Source organism: Ruegeria sp. CDSC054 (genome assembly GCF_059610645.1).
Genome location: NZ_JBXWOA010000013.1, coordinates 57,646 through 73,203, shown reverse-complemented (window position 1 = coordinate 73,203; position 15,558 = coordinate 57,646). Strand labels below are relative to the sequence as shown.

General features: G+C 57.3%; 13 protein-coding genes. 5 read left to right on the top strand and 8 right to left on the bottom strand.

Annotated features, from left to right (window positions below; all coding sequences use genetic code 11):
• Positions 1–21 precede the first annotated feature (21 nt).
• From flgK to AC2FGC_RS19640, 3 genes are read left to right on the top strand one after another with little or no spacing between them, the layout of a single operon-like run.
• Entirely contained in the window at positions 22–1,473 is a 1,452-nt protein-coding gene (flgK, locus tag AC2FGC_RS19650; RefSeq protein ID WP_496726704.1) for a flagellar hook-associated protein FlgK, read from the top strand.
• A gap of 2 nt (positions 1,474–1,475) precedes the next feature.
• Positions 1,476–2,483 (top strand): flagellin, encoded by a 1,008-nt coding sequence (locus tag AC2FGC_RS19645; protein WP_496726705.1) that lies wholly within the window; start codon positions 1,476–1,478, stop codon positions 2,481–2,483.
• Positions 2,480–3,574: a flagellar basal body P-ring protein FlgI gene (locus AC2FGC_RS19640; RefSeq protein WP_496726706.1), complete on the top strand. Its 1,095-nt coding sequence runs from the start codon at positions 2,480–2,482 to the stop codon at positions 3,572–3,574. The genes AC2FGC_RS19645 and AC2FGC_RS19640 overlap by 4 nt, the downstream gene beginning before the upstream one ends.
• Positions 3,575–3,636: 62 nt before the next feature.
• On the opposite strand, the gene AC2FGC_RS19635 is transcribed toward AC2FGC_RS19640, so the two are convergent.
• From AC2FGC_RS19635 to AC2FGC_RS19600, 8 genes are read right to left on the bottom strand one after another with little or no spacing between them, the layout of a single operon-like run.
• Positions 3,637–4,281 (bottom strand): DUF1523 family protein, encoded by a 645-nt coding sequence (locus AC2FGC_RS19635; RefSeq protein WP_496726707.1) that lies wholly within the window; start codon positions 4,279–4,281, stop codon positions 3,637–3,639.
• A gap of 11 nt (positions 4,282–4,292) precedes the next feature.
• A complete protein-coding gene (locus AC2FGC_RS19630; protein WP_058276531.1) occupies positions 4,293–4,559 on the bottom strand; it encodes a hypothetical protein in 267 nt (88 codons plus the stop codon).
• Positions 4,560–5,897 (bottom strand): DUF6638 family protein, encoded by a 1,338-nt coding sequence (locus AC2FGC_RS19625; RefSeq protein WP_496783233.1) that lies wholly within the window; start codon positions 5,895–5,897, stop codon positions 4,560–4,562.
• Positions 5,894–6,457 carry a hypothetical protein gene (locus tag AC2FGC_RS19620; RefSeq protein WP_496783231.1) on the bottom strand — a complete coding sequence of 188 codons (564 nt, stop codon included), beginning with the start codon at positions 6,455–6,457 and terminating at the stop codon, positions 5,894–5,896. The genes AC2FGC_RS19625 and AC2FGC_RS19620 overlap by 4 nt, the downstream gene beginning before the upstream one ends.
• 6 nt (positions 6,458–6,463) lie before the next feature.
• A complete protein-coding gene (locus AC2FGC_RS19615) occupies positions 6,464–8,395 on the bottom strand; it encodes an AAA family ATPase (protein ID WP_496783229.1) in 1,932 nt (643 codons plus the stop codon).
• A gap of 22 nt (positions 8,396–8,417) precedes the next feature.
• The gene (locus AC2FGC_RS19610) at positions 8,418–9,536 is read right to left on the bottom strand and encodes a hypothetical protein (protein WP_496783227.1); all 1,119 of its coding nucleotides are present in this window, start codon (positions 9,534–9,536) and stop codon (positions 8,418–8,420) included.
• Positions 9,533–9,850, bottom strand: a complete 318-nt coding sequence (locus AC2FGC_RS19605) for a hypothetical protein (RefSeq protein WP_496783225.1) — start codon at positions 9,848–9,850, stop codon at positions 9,533–9,535. Before AC2FGC_RS19605 ends, AC2FGC_RS19610 begins: the two co-directional genes overlap by 4 nt.
• Positions 9,840–10,919 (bottom strand): hypothetical protein, encoded by a 1,080-nt coding sequence (locus AC2FGC_RS19600; RefSeq protein WP_496783223.1) that lies wholly within the window; start codon positions 10,917–10,919, stop codon positions 9,840–9,842. The genes AC2FGC_RS19605 and AC2FGC_RS19600 overlap by 11 nt, the downstream gene beginning before the upstream one ends.
• Before the next feature lie 283 nt (positions 10,920–11,202).
• Between AC2FGC_RS19600 and AC2FGC_RS19595 the strand changes: the two genes are divergently transcribed.
• Both AC2FGC_RS19595 and AC2FGC_RS19590 read left to right on the top strand, forming a co-directional pair.
• Positions 11,203–12,678 (top strand): NAD-dependent succinate-semialdehyde dehydrogenase, encoded by a 1,476-nt coding sequence (locus tag AC2FGC_RS19595; protein WP_496783222.1) that lies wholly within the window; start codon positions 11,203–11,205, stop codon positions 12,676–12,678.
• Between the two features lie 128 nt (positions 12,679–12,806).
• The gene (locus AC2FGC_RS19590; RefSeq protein ID WP_496726715.1) at positions 12,807–14,990 is read left to right on the top strand and encodes an esterase-like activity of phytase family protein; all 2,184 of its coding nucleotides are present in this window, start codon (positions 12,807–12,809) and stop codon (positions 14,988–14,990) included.
• Positions 14,991–15,558: the final 568 nt, after the last annotated feature.

Sequence of the window (15,558 nt, the reverse complement as noted above, 5' to 3'; positions counted from 1 at the left end):
GCTAGGGAAAGGACCTGTCCGATGAACATGACGACAGCATTGAACAACGCGTTGGGAGGCCTGACCGCCGCAAGCCGCGGGGCCGCAGTTGTCTCGGGCAATATCGCCAACGCCCTGACACCGGGCTATGCGCGTCGCTCGCTGGAATTGGCAACAAGTCCGATCTCAGGCAACGGCGTGCGCACCGTCGGTGTGACGCGCCATCAGGACCCGGCCCTGATCGCCAACCGGCGCGATTCCGACGCAAATCTTGCCGGTACAAGCGCAATCTCAGAGTTCTACACCCGTTTTGAAAAGGCCGTAGGTTCGGTTGATGACCCCAAATCCTTTGCCTCTCGGTTGACCGAATTTGAGAACGACATGACAACGGCCGCCAGCTTGCCCGATTCCAAAGTGCGGCTGGATCAGGTGGCCCGCGCTGCCCGGGATTTGGCGGACAGCCTTAACGCGGCATCCGAAGGTTTACGTCAGGCGCGGTCGGACGCAGACAGGACCATCGGCAAGCAGGTCAACCGCCTGAACCAGTCCTTGCAGGATATCGAAAAGCTGAACAATAAGATCCCCAGCATCAAGAACTCCGGCAGCGATATCAATGCCTTGCTCGATCAGCGCCAAGTATTGATTGATCAAGTGAACGAGCTGATGCCGGTCAATGTCGTAGCGCGGGATAACGACCGTGTGTCGCTATATTCAGACGGCGGCCTGATCCTTTTAGAGGGGCAGGCAGCAGAATTCAGTTTTACGACTACCGGCGAAACCAAGCCGCACATGACATTTGCCAACAGCCTTTTGTCAGGTCTTGAAATGAACGGGCAGCCTGTGCGTACCGGCGGCAATAGTGCGCAGCTTAGGGGCGGTGCGCTGGCGGCTCAGTTCGAGATTCGCGATGAACTGGCGGTTGAGGCTCAAGTACACTTGGACACCGCCGCTCAAGACCTGATCGAACGGTTCGAGACCGCCGGTCTTGATCCGACCGTCGCGGCAACTGATCCCGGCGTGTTCACCGATGATGGCAATCGCTACGACGCAACTGCGGCAATCGGATTGGCTTCGCGCATACGCTTGAACGTGGCGTTGGACCCCGATGCTGGTGGTGACAGCTGGAAATTGCGGACGGGCCTCGGCGCCGCCACTCCGGGGGATCCAGGCGATGCAACGCAGCTGAGGGCCTTTAGCGCGGTCCTGAACGATGCCCGTCCTGTTGCCGGGGGGTTATATGGCACCGGCAACATGCGAGCTGCGGAAATTGCCGAGGCACTGCTGTCTAAGGCTGGGGCAAACGCCCATGCCGCCGAGGGGCGCATGACATTCGCCAAGCACTCGCAACTGGAAATGGCCAAGATCGAAGCTGAACGTGGCGTGGATACCGACACCGAACTGCAAAACCTGATGCAGATCGAAAAGACATACGCCGCGAATGCGCGGCTCATCTCGACCCTGGATGAGATGATGGACACTTTGCTGAGGTTATGACGATGAATTTGACATCCATTGGTGATCTGGCGCGTGGTTTGACGCTGAGAACCCGGTCAACCGAGATCAAAAACCAGATCGAAACACTGTCCTACGAATTGTCATCCGGACGGGTTCAGGACTTGTCTGGCCATCTGGACGGTGATTACTCTCATCTGCTGGACCTGGATCGCAGCCTGTCCAGACTGGATGCGTTCAAAGTATCGACCGCCGAAGCCGGGTTGTTCACGGATGCGATGCAGCTGAGCCTGAATAAAGTTGCCGGCGCTGTTGAGGGGATTACCGCCTCACTTCTGTCCTTTGGCACCTCAAATCAGGCGGTGACCCACGAAAACGCATCGGCTCAGGCCAGAAACGAACTGGACGCGATCGTATCTGCGTTGAACACCCGCGCCGGAGGGCGCAGCCTTTACTCGGGCACCGCAACGGATGTCTCTCCGCTTCCGTCCGCTGACACGCTGATCACCGCGCTAGAGGCCGAGTTGACGGGCGTAGCTACTGTCGCGGACATCCGGCAGAGGGCAGAGGATTGGTTCAACGATCCTACCGGGTTCGATGCGGTAATTTATCAGGGATCCGGCACAAAACTGGCCCCCATGCAGATATCCGAGAATGAAAGCGTTTCAATTCCTGTGACAGCGACCGACCCAGCCATCAAAGCTGCACTTCGCGACATCGCGGTCGCAGCCGTGGTCGCGGACAGCGGTCTGAATGTCCCGATGCAACAAAGAACGGCCGTGTTCAAACAATTGGGCGTCGATCTGGTCAACGCCAAGGATCAGTTGGTGGGACTGCGCGCCGATGTCGGCGCGACCGAGGCCCGAATCGAACAGGCGCAAACGCGAAATAATGCGGCGCGGACTAGCCTACAAAGCAGCCGAGGCACATTGATCGCGGCGGATCCCTATGAAACCGCCACTCAGTTGCAAACCGTGCAGTTCCAGCTGGAAAGCCTGTATTCGGTCACCGTTCGCAACGCGAACCTGTCACTAGTGAATTTCCTGAGATGAGAGTTCTTGTTTTTCTTCTGATGTTGCTTCCTGGCCTGGCCTCCGCCGGCGCGATCCGACTGAAAGATCTGGTGGACTTCGACGGAGTCCGCGGAAACGATCTGGTCGGTTACGGTCTGGTTGTAGGGCTGAATGGAACCGGTGACGGGCTAAGAAATTCACCCTTTACCGAAGAGATCATGTCCAACATTCTCGAAAGGTTGGGCGTCAACGTCAACGGTGAGGATTTTCGCCCCAAAAATGTGGCCGCCGTTCTGGTGACAGCAAGCCTGCCGCCTTTCTCACGTGTTGGCGGGCAAATCGACGTGACGGTCTCTGCCATCGGAGATTCCAAAAGCCTGTTGGGTGGAACGTTGATAATGACCCCATTGAACGCCGCCGACGGGCAGATTTACGCTGTTGCGCAAGGCACCGTTTTGGCAGGCGGCGTGTCGGCTGAGGGAGAGGCTGCCTCGGTGGTGCAGGGCGTTCCCACATCCGGCGTGATCCCCTCCGGGGCAAGGGTGGAACGTGAAATCGATTTCGAACTATCGGCGCTTACCCAGATGCGCCTTGCTTTGCGAGAGCCTGATTTTACTACGGCAGGCAGGATCGAGCTTGCCATTAATTCCGAATTCAACAGCGCAGTGGCCATCATGCGGGATTCCGGGACAGTTGAGCTGAACATAGCGGCAACGCGGGCAATTTCGACTGCCCACGCTCTTGGGCGAATCGAGAACATTCTGGTCGAACCCGAAACCAAGGCCCGCGTCGTGGTCGATCAGCGTTCGGGCACGATAGTGATGGGGCAGGAAGTGCGGATATCCCGCGTGGCGGTCTCGCAGGGCAATCTTACACTCACGGTTGAAGAGGCGCCGATTGCGGTTCAACCCAACCCCTTCGCGCGCGGTGAAACCGTTGTGGTGCCTAGAACAATCGCTGGAATAGAAGAAGAGGAAGGCACCGGGCTGGCTGAAATACCCGAAGCGGCAACCCTGTCCGAAGTCGTGGCAGGCCTGAACGCGCTAGGGGTGTCGCCCCGGGACATGATCGACATTCTGAAGACGATCAAAGCCGCCGGAGCGTTGCACGCCGAGTTTATCGTACGCTGAGGAACTCAGCCCAACAGGTCACCGCCAAGGCTGACGGAGGGGCCAAATGGCCCCGCCAAAACCTATTTGGATTTCCAGCTGTTTAGCCATTTTCTGAACCTGCTGCCCTGCTCTTCTATGGCGTCGCCGGCGGCATAAAGGCCATCTTCCATATTCTCGATCACGGGATCGACCCGCGCCTCGCGAAACCGGCGCCAACGGACCCAAAGGGCCCACACAATCGCGAAGAAAACGGTCAGAAAAATGATGTTGAACCAGGGAATGATCCGAATGTCTTGGCTGTCTACCGACCAAATCTTTACGGCATTCGGGAAAATCGACAGGAACTCACTGCGCCAACCGTAGTGGCGAACAACCACCCAGCGAGGCGCTTCGGTTGTTGATTTCAAGTCTGCTGCTTCGGCCTGCAGGTTCGACGAGTTTAGTTTAAAATAAGGTGGCCAGCCCCAGCCGGTGTCTTCGTTCCGATAAACCATGACCTTGCCGTTGGTCTTGCGGGTCTGAATGAAAAACACATCGCGGTTTGGTGTTGTCGCATCACTGCCGACGTCATGAACCGACCAGAAGATGCTGTTCTCACCGGGGTCGATCCGTTTCTCATAGGTATCCGAAATCCGAACCACATCGTGCTGCGGAAGGGTGTAATTCAACACCGCCGCAATCGTGCCCCAGAACAGGATGATTATAGCCCATTTGACGTAACGCATCAGCGAAACCCTCACATGAAATTCGTAACATAAATCAGGATTGCGATCAGGCCCAGCGGCACCACGTAAATCCCAAGGATCAGTTTGCGTCGAAACGATCCGTCGTATTTTTTTAGCCCGCGCTGGACAAAGGCATCGCGGTCGCCGGTCAGACCCTTTTTTTCCCAATGGGCGATCAGCTTACTGCGCCGTACCCAGCGGGAATAGATTGATACGCCCACATAAATGACCGTCAGAACGACCAGCAACGGGATCAAAAAGCGCAGTGCGACGAACATTTAACTTCTCCCTACTGCGCCCCAGGGGCCGACGCGTGCGATGATGTCTTCGCTGATCCGGTCATTGCCGCTCATATCCGGTTCGTGGCCGAACAGTGCGGCCCGGGCGCCAGCCTTATCCACCTGATACTCGCGCGCAAGGAAGTCGGCAACATAGGCTTTCTTGGCCTCGGGCCATGTCGCATAGGTGCGGTAGAACAGTTCCTTATGGCAAATGAACACCTGACGCGGGTCCAACGGGGCCAGTTCCGCCAACAACATGTTCACCAGATCGCGGTTCGGTGTGTTGGTTGCGCGCAACGTATAGAAATAGGCCGGATGATCTGACGTGATGCGCGGCCACGGCCCGCCATCCTTTGCCCAGCGCAGCAGCTGTGCCAGACCGTGATAGGCCTCGGGCAAACGATCCGAATGGTTTCGCGCCAGCCGTCGCATGTCACCGCGATCCAAACCTGTCAGGTCGACGCCTGCATCGGCTGCGGCATCCACGGTCAGGAAGTCCATTTTCTGCTGCAGGATTGCGGCGGAATTGACACCGCGCGCCTCGATGATCGTTTCAACCAAGCCGTTTAGCCCGAGGAACTTGGCGATCTGGTTCCGCTGAGATGGGTCAAAAACGTATTTGATCGGCATATCGTCGGGTCTGTCGCCCATACAGATCACCGCCGGGTGATCCAGATCCGGGAACAGGTAGAGCCCGTCGAAGTGCGCCGTCCAGAAATTGCGCTGCTCGAATGCGGTATGGCGCAGGCGGACGGGATTGCGGGTGACGTCGCCGGTTTCCTTGGCCGTTTCGATCATCTTGGCGATCAGCACATCGTCGAACCAGGCGTCCTCTTCGGTTTTGAACTGCTCGACCATGCCCGCCAGTTGTTGCGCTTTGCGCAGGGTGCCGCCTGCAGTATCTGCCTCGATCTCAATCTTGCGCAGGTTCAGCAGATCGCGCGGTGTGGTGAGTTTGATGACCGAGTTCACCAGTTCCCCAGCCACCGCATCGGTGGCGGTCAGGGCAAACAGTTGCGCCTCGTTCATCTCGATGAATTCGCGCAGGATATCGCGCGAGGTCGAGAATTTGACGTTCAGCAGTGGCGCGCGTTTCTGCTCGGTCGTCAACAGAATGAACTGTCGGTTGACTCCGTTGGGGTTGAGGTAGAGCTCGTCCTCCAGCTCAATACCCACCTCCGGCGAATAGCCCGAGATGTCGACATGGAAGTCCGTCAGCGCCGTGGTCTTGCCCGCCAGATGCTGCAGCGCGCGGTTATACCGCTCGACCAGAGCCGGGCTGGAGATGTGGACAAGATTGCCGAACATCAGACCTTTTTTGATGAGGCGGATCATTTGCAATTGTCCTTGTGTGCGTCCGCCATTCGAAGATTTCTTTCTAGGTCACGTTCCCATCTGCACAGTATTTCATGACCCACCGAGACTAACGGGCGACTTTTTTTCTCCTGCGATGCAGAATTTTGGTCACCGACTGGTTCACCGAGAATTGTCTGCATCGATGCTTTGCACGCATCGTGGAAACTCTGATAGTCAGGGTCGTCCAGTGGAACTCGAAGACGCAAATTCGCAATGGTTTCAAGGGAATTTGTCTTGTCTTCTTCGGAAGTAGTATTTGCTACTGCTAGCGCGTTAAATTCGAGCAGCTTTGCTAAATCTCGACGTAGCTCTTCCATCCTTTTTTCTTTCAGATCGAACAGCCTGAGTTCTTTTTGGAGGTTTCGTTCATGTTGGCGTTGATTAAACGCACGTTGGGCTGAACGTTCCTCGTAGCGCTTTGACAAAAAGTACGAAAAGGCGGGAATCGCCAAGGAAAAGACTAGCAACTTGTTTTCGCTCAGCCACGCATTGACCGCCCCAAGTGCGTCACCAACTGATTTCAAAAGTTCAATGGGCATAAAGGTTCACCCCTTCCCCTCCAAATACCGCCGTTTGGCCTCTTCCATCCGGCCCATCTCACGGACGGCGTTCTCGATGGCGACCTCGTCGCTCTTGTCGGCATAGCGGAATTCGCTGTCGGCGTAACGGTTGATCTCCTGCATCACCATCTCGACCGTGATCGGCTGGCGCAGGTCTTCGATCATAGCCTTCTTGGTGTCGTAATCGCGGAACAGGAACAGGTCGGGGTTTTCCATCCACTCATCGGGCAGTTCGAAATCCATCGCGCGGACTTTCACCGCGTCTGTGATGTTCTTGATCGCGCGGCCAGTAAACCGCTCATCCGCCTGCTGGATTGCCTTGAGATAGGTACCCATCTTGGCAATCGTATCCATCTGGCCGATATCGCCGGACACCCGGTCATAAACCTGCAGCAAGGCGTCCTCATGCGGGCGGGAGTGGCTTTCGAAGCTGGCGGCGACGGCCTTCTTGATTTCCTGCGCGGCATAGGCTTCGTGTTCGCCCAGAGGGATGTCGTGGTTGCGGCCCATCAGCAGGTGCAGGATGTCGATGTAATCCTCGCGCGTTTGCGGCCCGTCCACCAGAAACCGCGCGCCCGCCCGCTGGCGCAGGGCGTCGTCCACATTCTCGGGGTAGTTCGAGAACATGCCAAAGGTGCAGTTGCCGCGCACGACGGTGTTGGCACCCGCAAAGCTCTCCATCAACACGGCGGTGATTTCCAGCTGCCCGGCCGAGGACTGCCGGTCGCCGCGTTTGCCCGCCAGCTGGTCGATATCGTCGATGGTGCCGAAGCCGATGACCGAAGGGTCAATGATCGTGTTGATGAAGGCCTTGGCGTTTTGGCCGGATTTGCCCTGATAGCTGTCGATATTGTCGGTGCTCAGGTTCTGGTAGCGGAACGGATAGCCCGCGTTCTGGCAATAATCGTTGATCAGCCCGGCCATCATCTGGATCAGGGTGGTCTTGCCAGTGCCCGGTTTGCCGTCGCCCATGAAGGTGAAGATAAACCCGCCGAGTTCCGCAAACGGGTTCAGGCGGCGATCGAAGTCATAGGCCATCACCATCTTGGCCAGCTTCATCGCCTGATATTTGGCGATGTGGTTGCCCACCACTTCGTTTGGTTTCTTGAACGTCATGGTGAGGGTGGTGGATTTGGCTTTTGAGGCCGGCTCAAAACCACGGATCGTCAGATCATCGGCCTCAACATGCCAGGCGGCGTTATGAAACGGGGCCAGGTGGCCCGCTGACTGGGCGCGCAGGGCGGCCTTGTCCATTAGCTGCTCGGCATAGGCGCTGGTGGCGGCGATCAGGTGCGCGTCGTCTGGGGCGTGTTTGGCCAGCGTCTGATCCATCTCCCACAACGCACCGTGCAGGGCGAGCTGACCATTGTCGGTCAGGACCTCTTCGATCTCGCCGATATCGGCAGTCGTCTCACCCAGATGCGAGGACATCAGATAGGCCAACGCATTGCCGAAGGTATGAGAGGTAATCAGAGCCTCGGCCGTCAGCAGTTCCGAAAATTCGGTCTTGCGGGCGGCCGGTAGATCCCCAGCCAGATTAGCGCGTTTGAGGTCGGCCAGCGGCGTCTGTTCGCCATAAGTTTCGGCCACCGCTAAAGCGATTGCGATGGCGCGGCGGATTGCCTGCTGCGTTGTCGCCTGAGGTGGCGAGACCAATGCATCCCCATCATCCGAGGCCTCGATCCGTTCAACCAGATGCACTCCGTCAGCGCGCACCGTGCGCCGCGTCACCAACCCCGGTGTCGTCGACCGGAACCGCCGTCCGGTCGATACACCCGGTGACCGTTCAACGGCGGCCTCCACGGGTTTGGCAATCCGAGGCGCATGTTCGAACCCGTTCAGCAAGGCGGTCGCTGCCGGATAATGCTTGCGAATATCGTCTTCGCGCAATTCCATCTGATCTGACGTCAAACTCATTTCAAAATTGCCTTTGCTGTCTTCAATATCTCAATACCTGCCCGGATTTGCTGACGACGAATTTGCGCACGTCGGCAAAGCCCGGCGGATTGCGCTCGGCCAGTACCTGAAACGGGCGCTGGGGCAGGATGATGGAACGCTGGGTGCGCGTGGCTCCGGTCTCGGCCCCCTGCCCGCCGAACGGGTCCAGCGCAAAAACCTCACGCTCGACGGTTGAGAACCAACCGGCGCGTTCTTCGATCACCTCTTCGCTTTCCAGCTCTTCCGTGGTCCAGGCCAACGCCCAATCCTGACCTTCGGGCGCCTGCGCGTCCTCTAGCACCTGCCGCAGGGGGCCGGATTGCTCGGTATAGGCCGAGGAATACATCGGCCCCACATGGATCCGGCGCAGGTGCTTGGGGTGCAGGTCGTCGAAATCCTGATCGAAGCCTTTGGCGATGGTCACCAGTTTCAGACCGCCTAAGCTTTGCGCCATCAGATGCGCCTGAACTTCGGGCCAACGACGTTGGTCCTTGGGCAGGGCGGTTTTGCCGCTGTCCTCCAACTGCATCAGGTAGATGACCGGCAGGTTGATCTGGCTGTCATAAACCGCCCAGTGGATCATGAACTTGCGCCGCTCGCCCTCATTTCCGATCCAGTGGCATTCGGGATCATTGCGGGCCCAAAACAGCTGACCGTTTAGCAATTCCTTGTAATAGAGCCTTTGCGACAGGGCGAATTGCAGCTTGGTGGGGATTTCCTGATCGCCAATGATCGTCCGCACCATGTCTGTTTTCAGATCATCCTCGGACGGCATATTCGCCAGATGCACCTGCGCCTGCTGCGCGTCATTGGCCATGGTCAGCAGCTCGGCCGCCACCGGAAATCCGCTGTCACGCTTGTCCATGGCGAGGCTGCCAAAGAACCGGCCCGTATCGCGCCCGACCAGCAGGTATTTCATGGAGAGCGCCCGGAAGGTGTAGAGCAGCCCCGAAAGGTAACGCGACACGATCCGCACCTCTTGTTTCGAGATCGCGCCCTCAGCCTCCATCGTCGCGGCCACGCGCAACAAGTGAACGGTGATCACCTCGAATTTTCGAAAATAGCGGCGCGAGGAGAAGGTGTCGGTTAGTCCCACATGGTCTTTAGTGGGGTCAGTCATGCATCACCGCCACCAAAACCACCTAGGTCCGGGCCAGGTGACTGACTGCCGTCGCTTTGGACATTAGTTGGCACACTGTTAATTCCTTGCGATCTGCGAAACATTTCCAGTCGGTAGCCCGACCACAAAGCACCGAGAACACCAACGCCACTCATAAAGTAAAACCCATTCGCCATCATCGTCAGAAAATAGATGAGGAAAACGAGGCCAATTGCACCCCAAACAAGCTCACCGTTCCGTTCTACCCAAGTCTTGTCTTTGTCTTGCTCTAAGAAAAATGGCATTCGTCGCAACCACTCTTTTTTACCCACCATACAAATTCTTATCATGCTTCTCGACAATCGAGGCGAAGCGACGGGCAAAGCGTTCATCCGCCTTGGCCTTTTTCTCCAGCACATCACGGGCAAAGACCATGTGGTCCTCATGCGCCTCAAGCATGTCGGCCATCTTCTGGTTGGTCGCGGTGCCGATGGCGGCCATGGCGGTCTGCGCCTCCTGGTCCGTCTGCACGCCGATCTCGTTGATGCGGTGGGCCACGTCCTGCTGCTGCGCGGTTTTCAGCGATTTGGTCAGGGCGTCATACAGAACCACGCGTTGTTGCGTGTCTGTCTGCAGCTTGTTGATCAGCACCATTTGCGTCGCGGCCTGGTTCTGTAGGGAGTCGACCCAGGTCTTGCCCTTTTCAATATAACGTTCGAGCGTTTGGCTTTTGGCCAGCTTGACCTGCTCTTCCTGAACCTTGGCATTGTATTGCTTGTTCAGCTCGGCCAGTTCGGTTTCCAGCTGCGTGCGCGCGGCGGCGTCCTGTTCGACACTGATCTTGTTTTCCAGAGTGATAATCGTCGGATCCATATCCTGAATCTCGGCCCGCAGCGCCTCTAGTTCAGCAACAGTGGCCTCGCGGTCATCCAGCGTACCAGTCAGGTTTTCCTCGACCTTCACCCGCTGTTCTTCCAACACGGATAGCTGCCCTTGCAGCAATTGAACGATTACGTCGGATTTGGCGATCAGGTCCTGCAGCTTGTCGTCGATATTGGCGGTGCGCATGCGTTCCTGCCGCATAGACTCGGATTTGCCCTTGGAGAAGATGCCGACAAACGTCTCCCACCCGGACTTCGAGCGCATCTCGTCAAAATCCTTGGAAAAGGCGCTGGTGACGTCGTCCAGACCCATGATCAACTCAGCGATATTGGCGTTCATCACCTCGGTATGGGCGTTCACATCCTCAAGCGTGGCGTTTTCGATGTCGATATCGGCCTCGGCAGAGCCGATCTTAGAACGCGCGGCTTCAATCCGGGATGTCAGCCCTTCGATCTGAGACTGGCTTTCGCGCACTTTTTGCTGCGTTTCCTCAATCAACGCATCAAACTGCTGGTTCGACATCTGTCCTATTCCTTTTTTAATTATGCACCCAACAAGATAGGAGATGTTACGATCATTTACATCCCCTTAGGCATTCAATCCTGTGGAACTTTGGCAAACTCCGCCAAAAAAAGATAGGCGGGTTGACACTTTGGCCTCAGATCGCATGAATGCGCCCCGGTAGGCAAAAAACGTCACGTTTACCATACGAAAACTGGATTGATCTGACCCCACGGGTGGCCATAGACAATCCGGGAGGCACATGTTTGAGTGCTAACAAATTTTTATTGCCGGAGGCTGACCCATGCTGGACGCGACAACCGACCTGAAATCAATCCTGAAAAACCCCGATCTGCTTGTAACCAAAGCCTATATCGGCGGTCAGTGGGTCGACGGGGATAATGGCACCTTTGCCGTGACCAACCCGGCGCGAGGCGACGTCGTAGCCGAAGTCGCAGACCTGAGCCGCGCGCAGGTCGCCGGCGCGATCGCACAAGCTGAGGCCGCGCAAAAGGAATGGGCCAAGCTGACCGGCAAGGAACGCGCCGTGATTCTGCGTCGCTGGTACGACCTGATGATGGAAAACGCCGAAGATCTGGGCAAGATCCTGACCGCCGAGCAAGGCAAACCGCTGGCCGAGGCCGTTGGCGAGATCGGCTATGGCGCGTCGTTCATCGAGTTCTTCGGCGAAGAGGCCAAGCGCGTTTATGGCGAGACGATCCCGGGCCATCAGCGCGACAAGCGGATCATGGTGCTAAAGCAGCCGATCGGTGTTGCGGCCTCGATCACGCCGTGGAACTTCCCCAATGCGATGATCACCCGCAAGGCCGCCCCGGCGCTGGCAGCGGGCTGTGCCTTTGTCGCGCGCCCGGCCAAGGAAACTCCGTTGTCCGCACTTGTAATGGGCGTACTGGCGGAACAGGCTGGCATCCCAGCGGGCGTGTTCAACGTGCTGCCATCCTCCAGCGCCAGCGAAATTGGCAAGGAATTCTGCGAAAACCCCGGCGTGCGCAAGCTGACCTTCACCGGCTCGACCGAAGTGGGGCGCATCCTGCTGAAACAAGCCGCTGATCAGGTCATGAAATGCTCGATGGAACTGGGCGGCAACGCGCCATTCATCGTGTTCGACGATGCAGATCTGGATGCAGCCGTTGAAGGCGCGATGATGTGCAAGTTCCGCAATAACGGCCAGACCTGTGTCTGTGCCAACCGCATCTATGTTCAGGCCGGTGTCTATGACGAATTTGCTGCCAAACTGAAAGCCGCTGTCGAGGCGCTGAAAATAGGTGATGGTCTGGCTGAGGGCACAACAACCGGCCCGCTGATCAACGCCGAAGCAGTGCTCAAGGTCGAAGAGCACATCAAGGACGTCACCGACAAGGGCGGCGCGGTTTTGACCGGAGGTCTGCCGCATGATCTGGGCGGCACCTTCTTCCAGCCCACCATCGTGACCGGCGTGACGCAGGACATGATGGTGGCGCAGGACGAGACCTTTGGCCCGCTGGCGCCCCTGTTCAAGTTCGAAGACGAAGATGACGTGATCGCCATGGCCAACGATACGATCTTTGGTCTGGCTTCATATTTCTACGCCAAGGACCTGAGCCGGGTGTACAAAGTGGCCGAGGCTCTGGAATACGGCATCGTCGGCGTCAACACAGGCATCATCTCGACCGAGCTTGGCCCGTTTGGAGGTGTCAAACAATCCGGCCTGGGCCGCGAAGGCAGCCATCACGGCATGGAAGATTATCTTGAAATGAAGTACGTCTGCCTGTCGGTCTGATCTGAAAAGGCCCCGGTGCTGCGTGCCGGGGCCATTACGTTTGTCACAAAACTGCAAACAAACCGTCACATCCCTGCAATGACCCGCGTTCATCCCCCTCTCATCCAAGTGAGAGAGGATTCCACCCGATGTCATTGCGCTGTGTCTGCCTGACATCTGCCCTTGCCCTGACCGCCGGTCAGGCAGCGGCAGAAATGAATTTCAACCGAATTGCGTCTTTCCCCGTCGTCAAAAACATGGCCGAGGGGGCGGATACCACCCGCGAAACCTCGCCCGAGATCATCGCAGCGACAGCGGACGGCATGACGCTGGTCTATACCGACAGCCCGTTGGGCATGATTGGCATGGTCGATATCACCGACCCCGCGAACCCCGCGCCGCTAGGTGCGATGGACGTGGGTGGTGAGCCGACATCCGTGGGGATCGTTGGCACGACGGCTTTTGTGGGTGTGAACACATCGGAAAGCTATACTGCCCCTTCGGGCAAACTGATCTCGGTCGAGATTGCGGGCAAGGCCGAAACCGGTGCCTGTGATCTGGGTGGTCAGCCCGACAGTGTCGCGATTGCCCCGGATGGCAGCTTTGTTTCCGTCGCCATCGAGAATGAGCGTGACGAAGACCTGAACGACGGGGTCCTCCCGCAGCTGCCCGCAGGGTCGCTGGCGCTGGTGCCGCTGAAAGACGGCGCACTGGATTGCGCGGGCATGAAGATGGCTTCGCTGACAGGTCTGGCCGACGTTGCCCCCACTGATCCCGAGCCTGAGTTTGTCGACATCAACACCCTGGGTGAAACCGTCATCACCCTGCAGGAAAACAACCACATCGCGGTTGTCGACAAGGATGGCAATGTGGTCAACCATTTCTCGGCAGGCAGCGTGGATCTGGAAGGCATCGACGCCACCGATGAACGCGGTGCGCTGATCTTTACCGAAAGCCAGCCAGGTCGCCTGCGCGAACCGGACGCGGTGAAATGGATCGACGACAACCATTTCGCAACCGCCAACGAAGGTGACTACAAAGGCGGCTCGCGCGGCTGGACGATCTTCCACAAGGACGGCACCGTTGTTTACGAGAACGGCACCGATTTCGAGAAAGCCATCATCCAGATCGGTCACTATCCCGACAAACGCTCGGACGCCAAAGGGGTTGAGCCTGAAAGTGTTACCGCAGCGACCTTTGGTGACACACCAATGATCTTTGTAGGAGCCGAGCGCGCCTCGGTCGTGGGTGTATATGACGCCACCGATCCGGCCAACCCGGATCTGAAACAGCTGCTGCCTTCAGGCGTTGGTCCCGAAGGTTATGTTGCGATCCCGGAACGTAACCTGCTGATCTCGGCTAATGAAAAGGACCTGATCGAAGACGGTGGCCCGCGTGCACACGTGATGATCTACGAATATCAGGACGCCCCGGCCACCTATCCGCATCTGACGTCCGCAGGCACGGATGAGCTGATCGGCTGGGGCGCGCTGTCCGGTCTGGTGTCTGATGAGGACGGCATGATCTACGCGGTCAACGACAGCTTTTATGGCTTCCAGCCTTCGATTTTCAAGATCGACCCCAGCCATAAACCGGCCCGCATTGTGGATGTGATCCGCATCCACCGTCAGGACGGCAACCCGGCACAGAAGCTGGATCTGGAGGGCATCACGCTGGACAATAAAGGCGGGTTCTACGTCGCCTCCGAAGGGCGTACCGACCGTGTTATCCCGCATGCGATCTACCACGTGTCCGCTGATGGCCTGATCAAGGGCCGCAAAGGCGAGATCGGTCTGCCACCTGAGCTTTTGGCCGTCGAAAAGCGCTTTGGTTTTGAGGGCATCACCCGCGTTGGCAACACCCTGTGGATGGCCGTTCAGCGCGAATGGAAGGACGACCCCAAGAACCACGTGAAACTGGTCGCCTATAATCTGGACACCAAGGAATGGGGTGCTGTGCACTATCCCAAGGCGGAGCCGGAAAATGGCTGGGTCGGTCTGTCGGAAATCGTGGCCTTTGGCGACCACGTCTATGTCATCGAGCGTGACAATCAGCATGACCACCGCGCCGTGACCAAAAAGATTTATCGCATCCCGCTGTCAGAGATTACCCCGGCCCCGCTGGGCGGCCCTCTGCCCGTCGTCAGCAAGCAAGAGGTCCGCGACCTGTTGCCTGACCTGACCTCGACCGGTGGCTACGTTCTGGACAAGATCGAAGGTCTGGCCATCCTGCCCTCGGGCGAAGCGTTTGTGATGACCGACAATGACGGTGTCGACGATGCCTCGGGTGAGACGATGTTCTGGTCGATCGGGTCGGTGACTGGTGGGAACTAAACTCAACAGGAAAAACACAGAAGGACCCCGCACGAAATTGTGCGGGGTCATTTAACTTCAGACGTCAGATTTGAGCCCACTTTGACCGACGCTGCAAGTTGATGGAAGGTCCGCTTTGTGGGAAGTACAAAGAGCTACCGAGCAGAAATAAACTGTCGTTGAAGCGGTTCCAAATCGAAGGTTGAGACGATTATACGAAAAGGCACGTTGTAGAAAATTGGCAAGAAACACTGGCAATCCACCCAAAGTAAGCATTCCGCGAATTGGTGAGCTTCCGACATGGTGGTCAAAGATTATCGGTATTAAGTGCCCGGAATGCGGTCGTCCTCAGCCACCACGAATGATGGCTTCAACTAATCCCCATCGCGGGCTCAATAAAACCGACTTCCACATGTGCGGAAGCTGTGGGAAACTTCTCTATTTGACTGGTAGGCGGCGTGTTCGGCGGTATTTCCTACTGGTGTTGCCCACATTTATCGGAGTTGCGGTTTTGGGGTTTTCTGTTCTTCGAAACATCGAAGGCCTGAACATTTATCGTGAGGCAAGGGAAGCTTATGAACCAAACTTC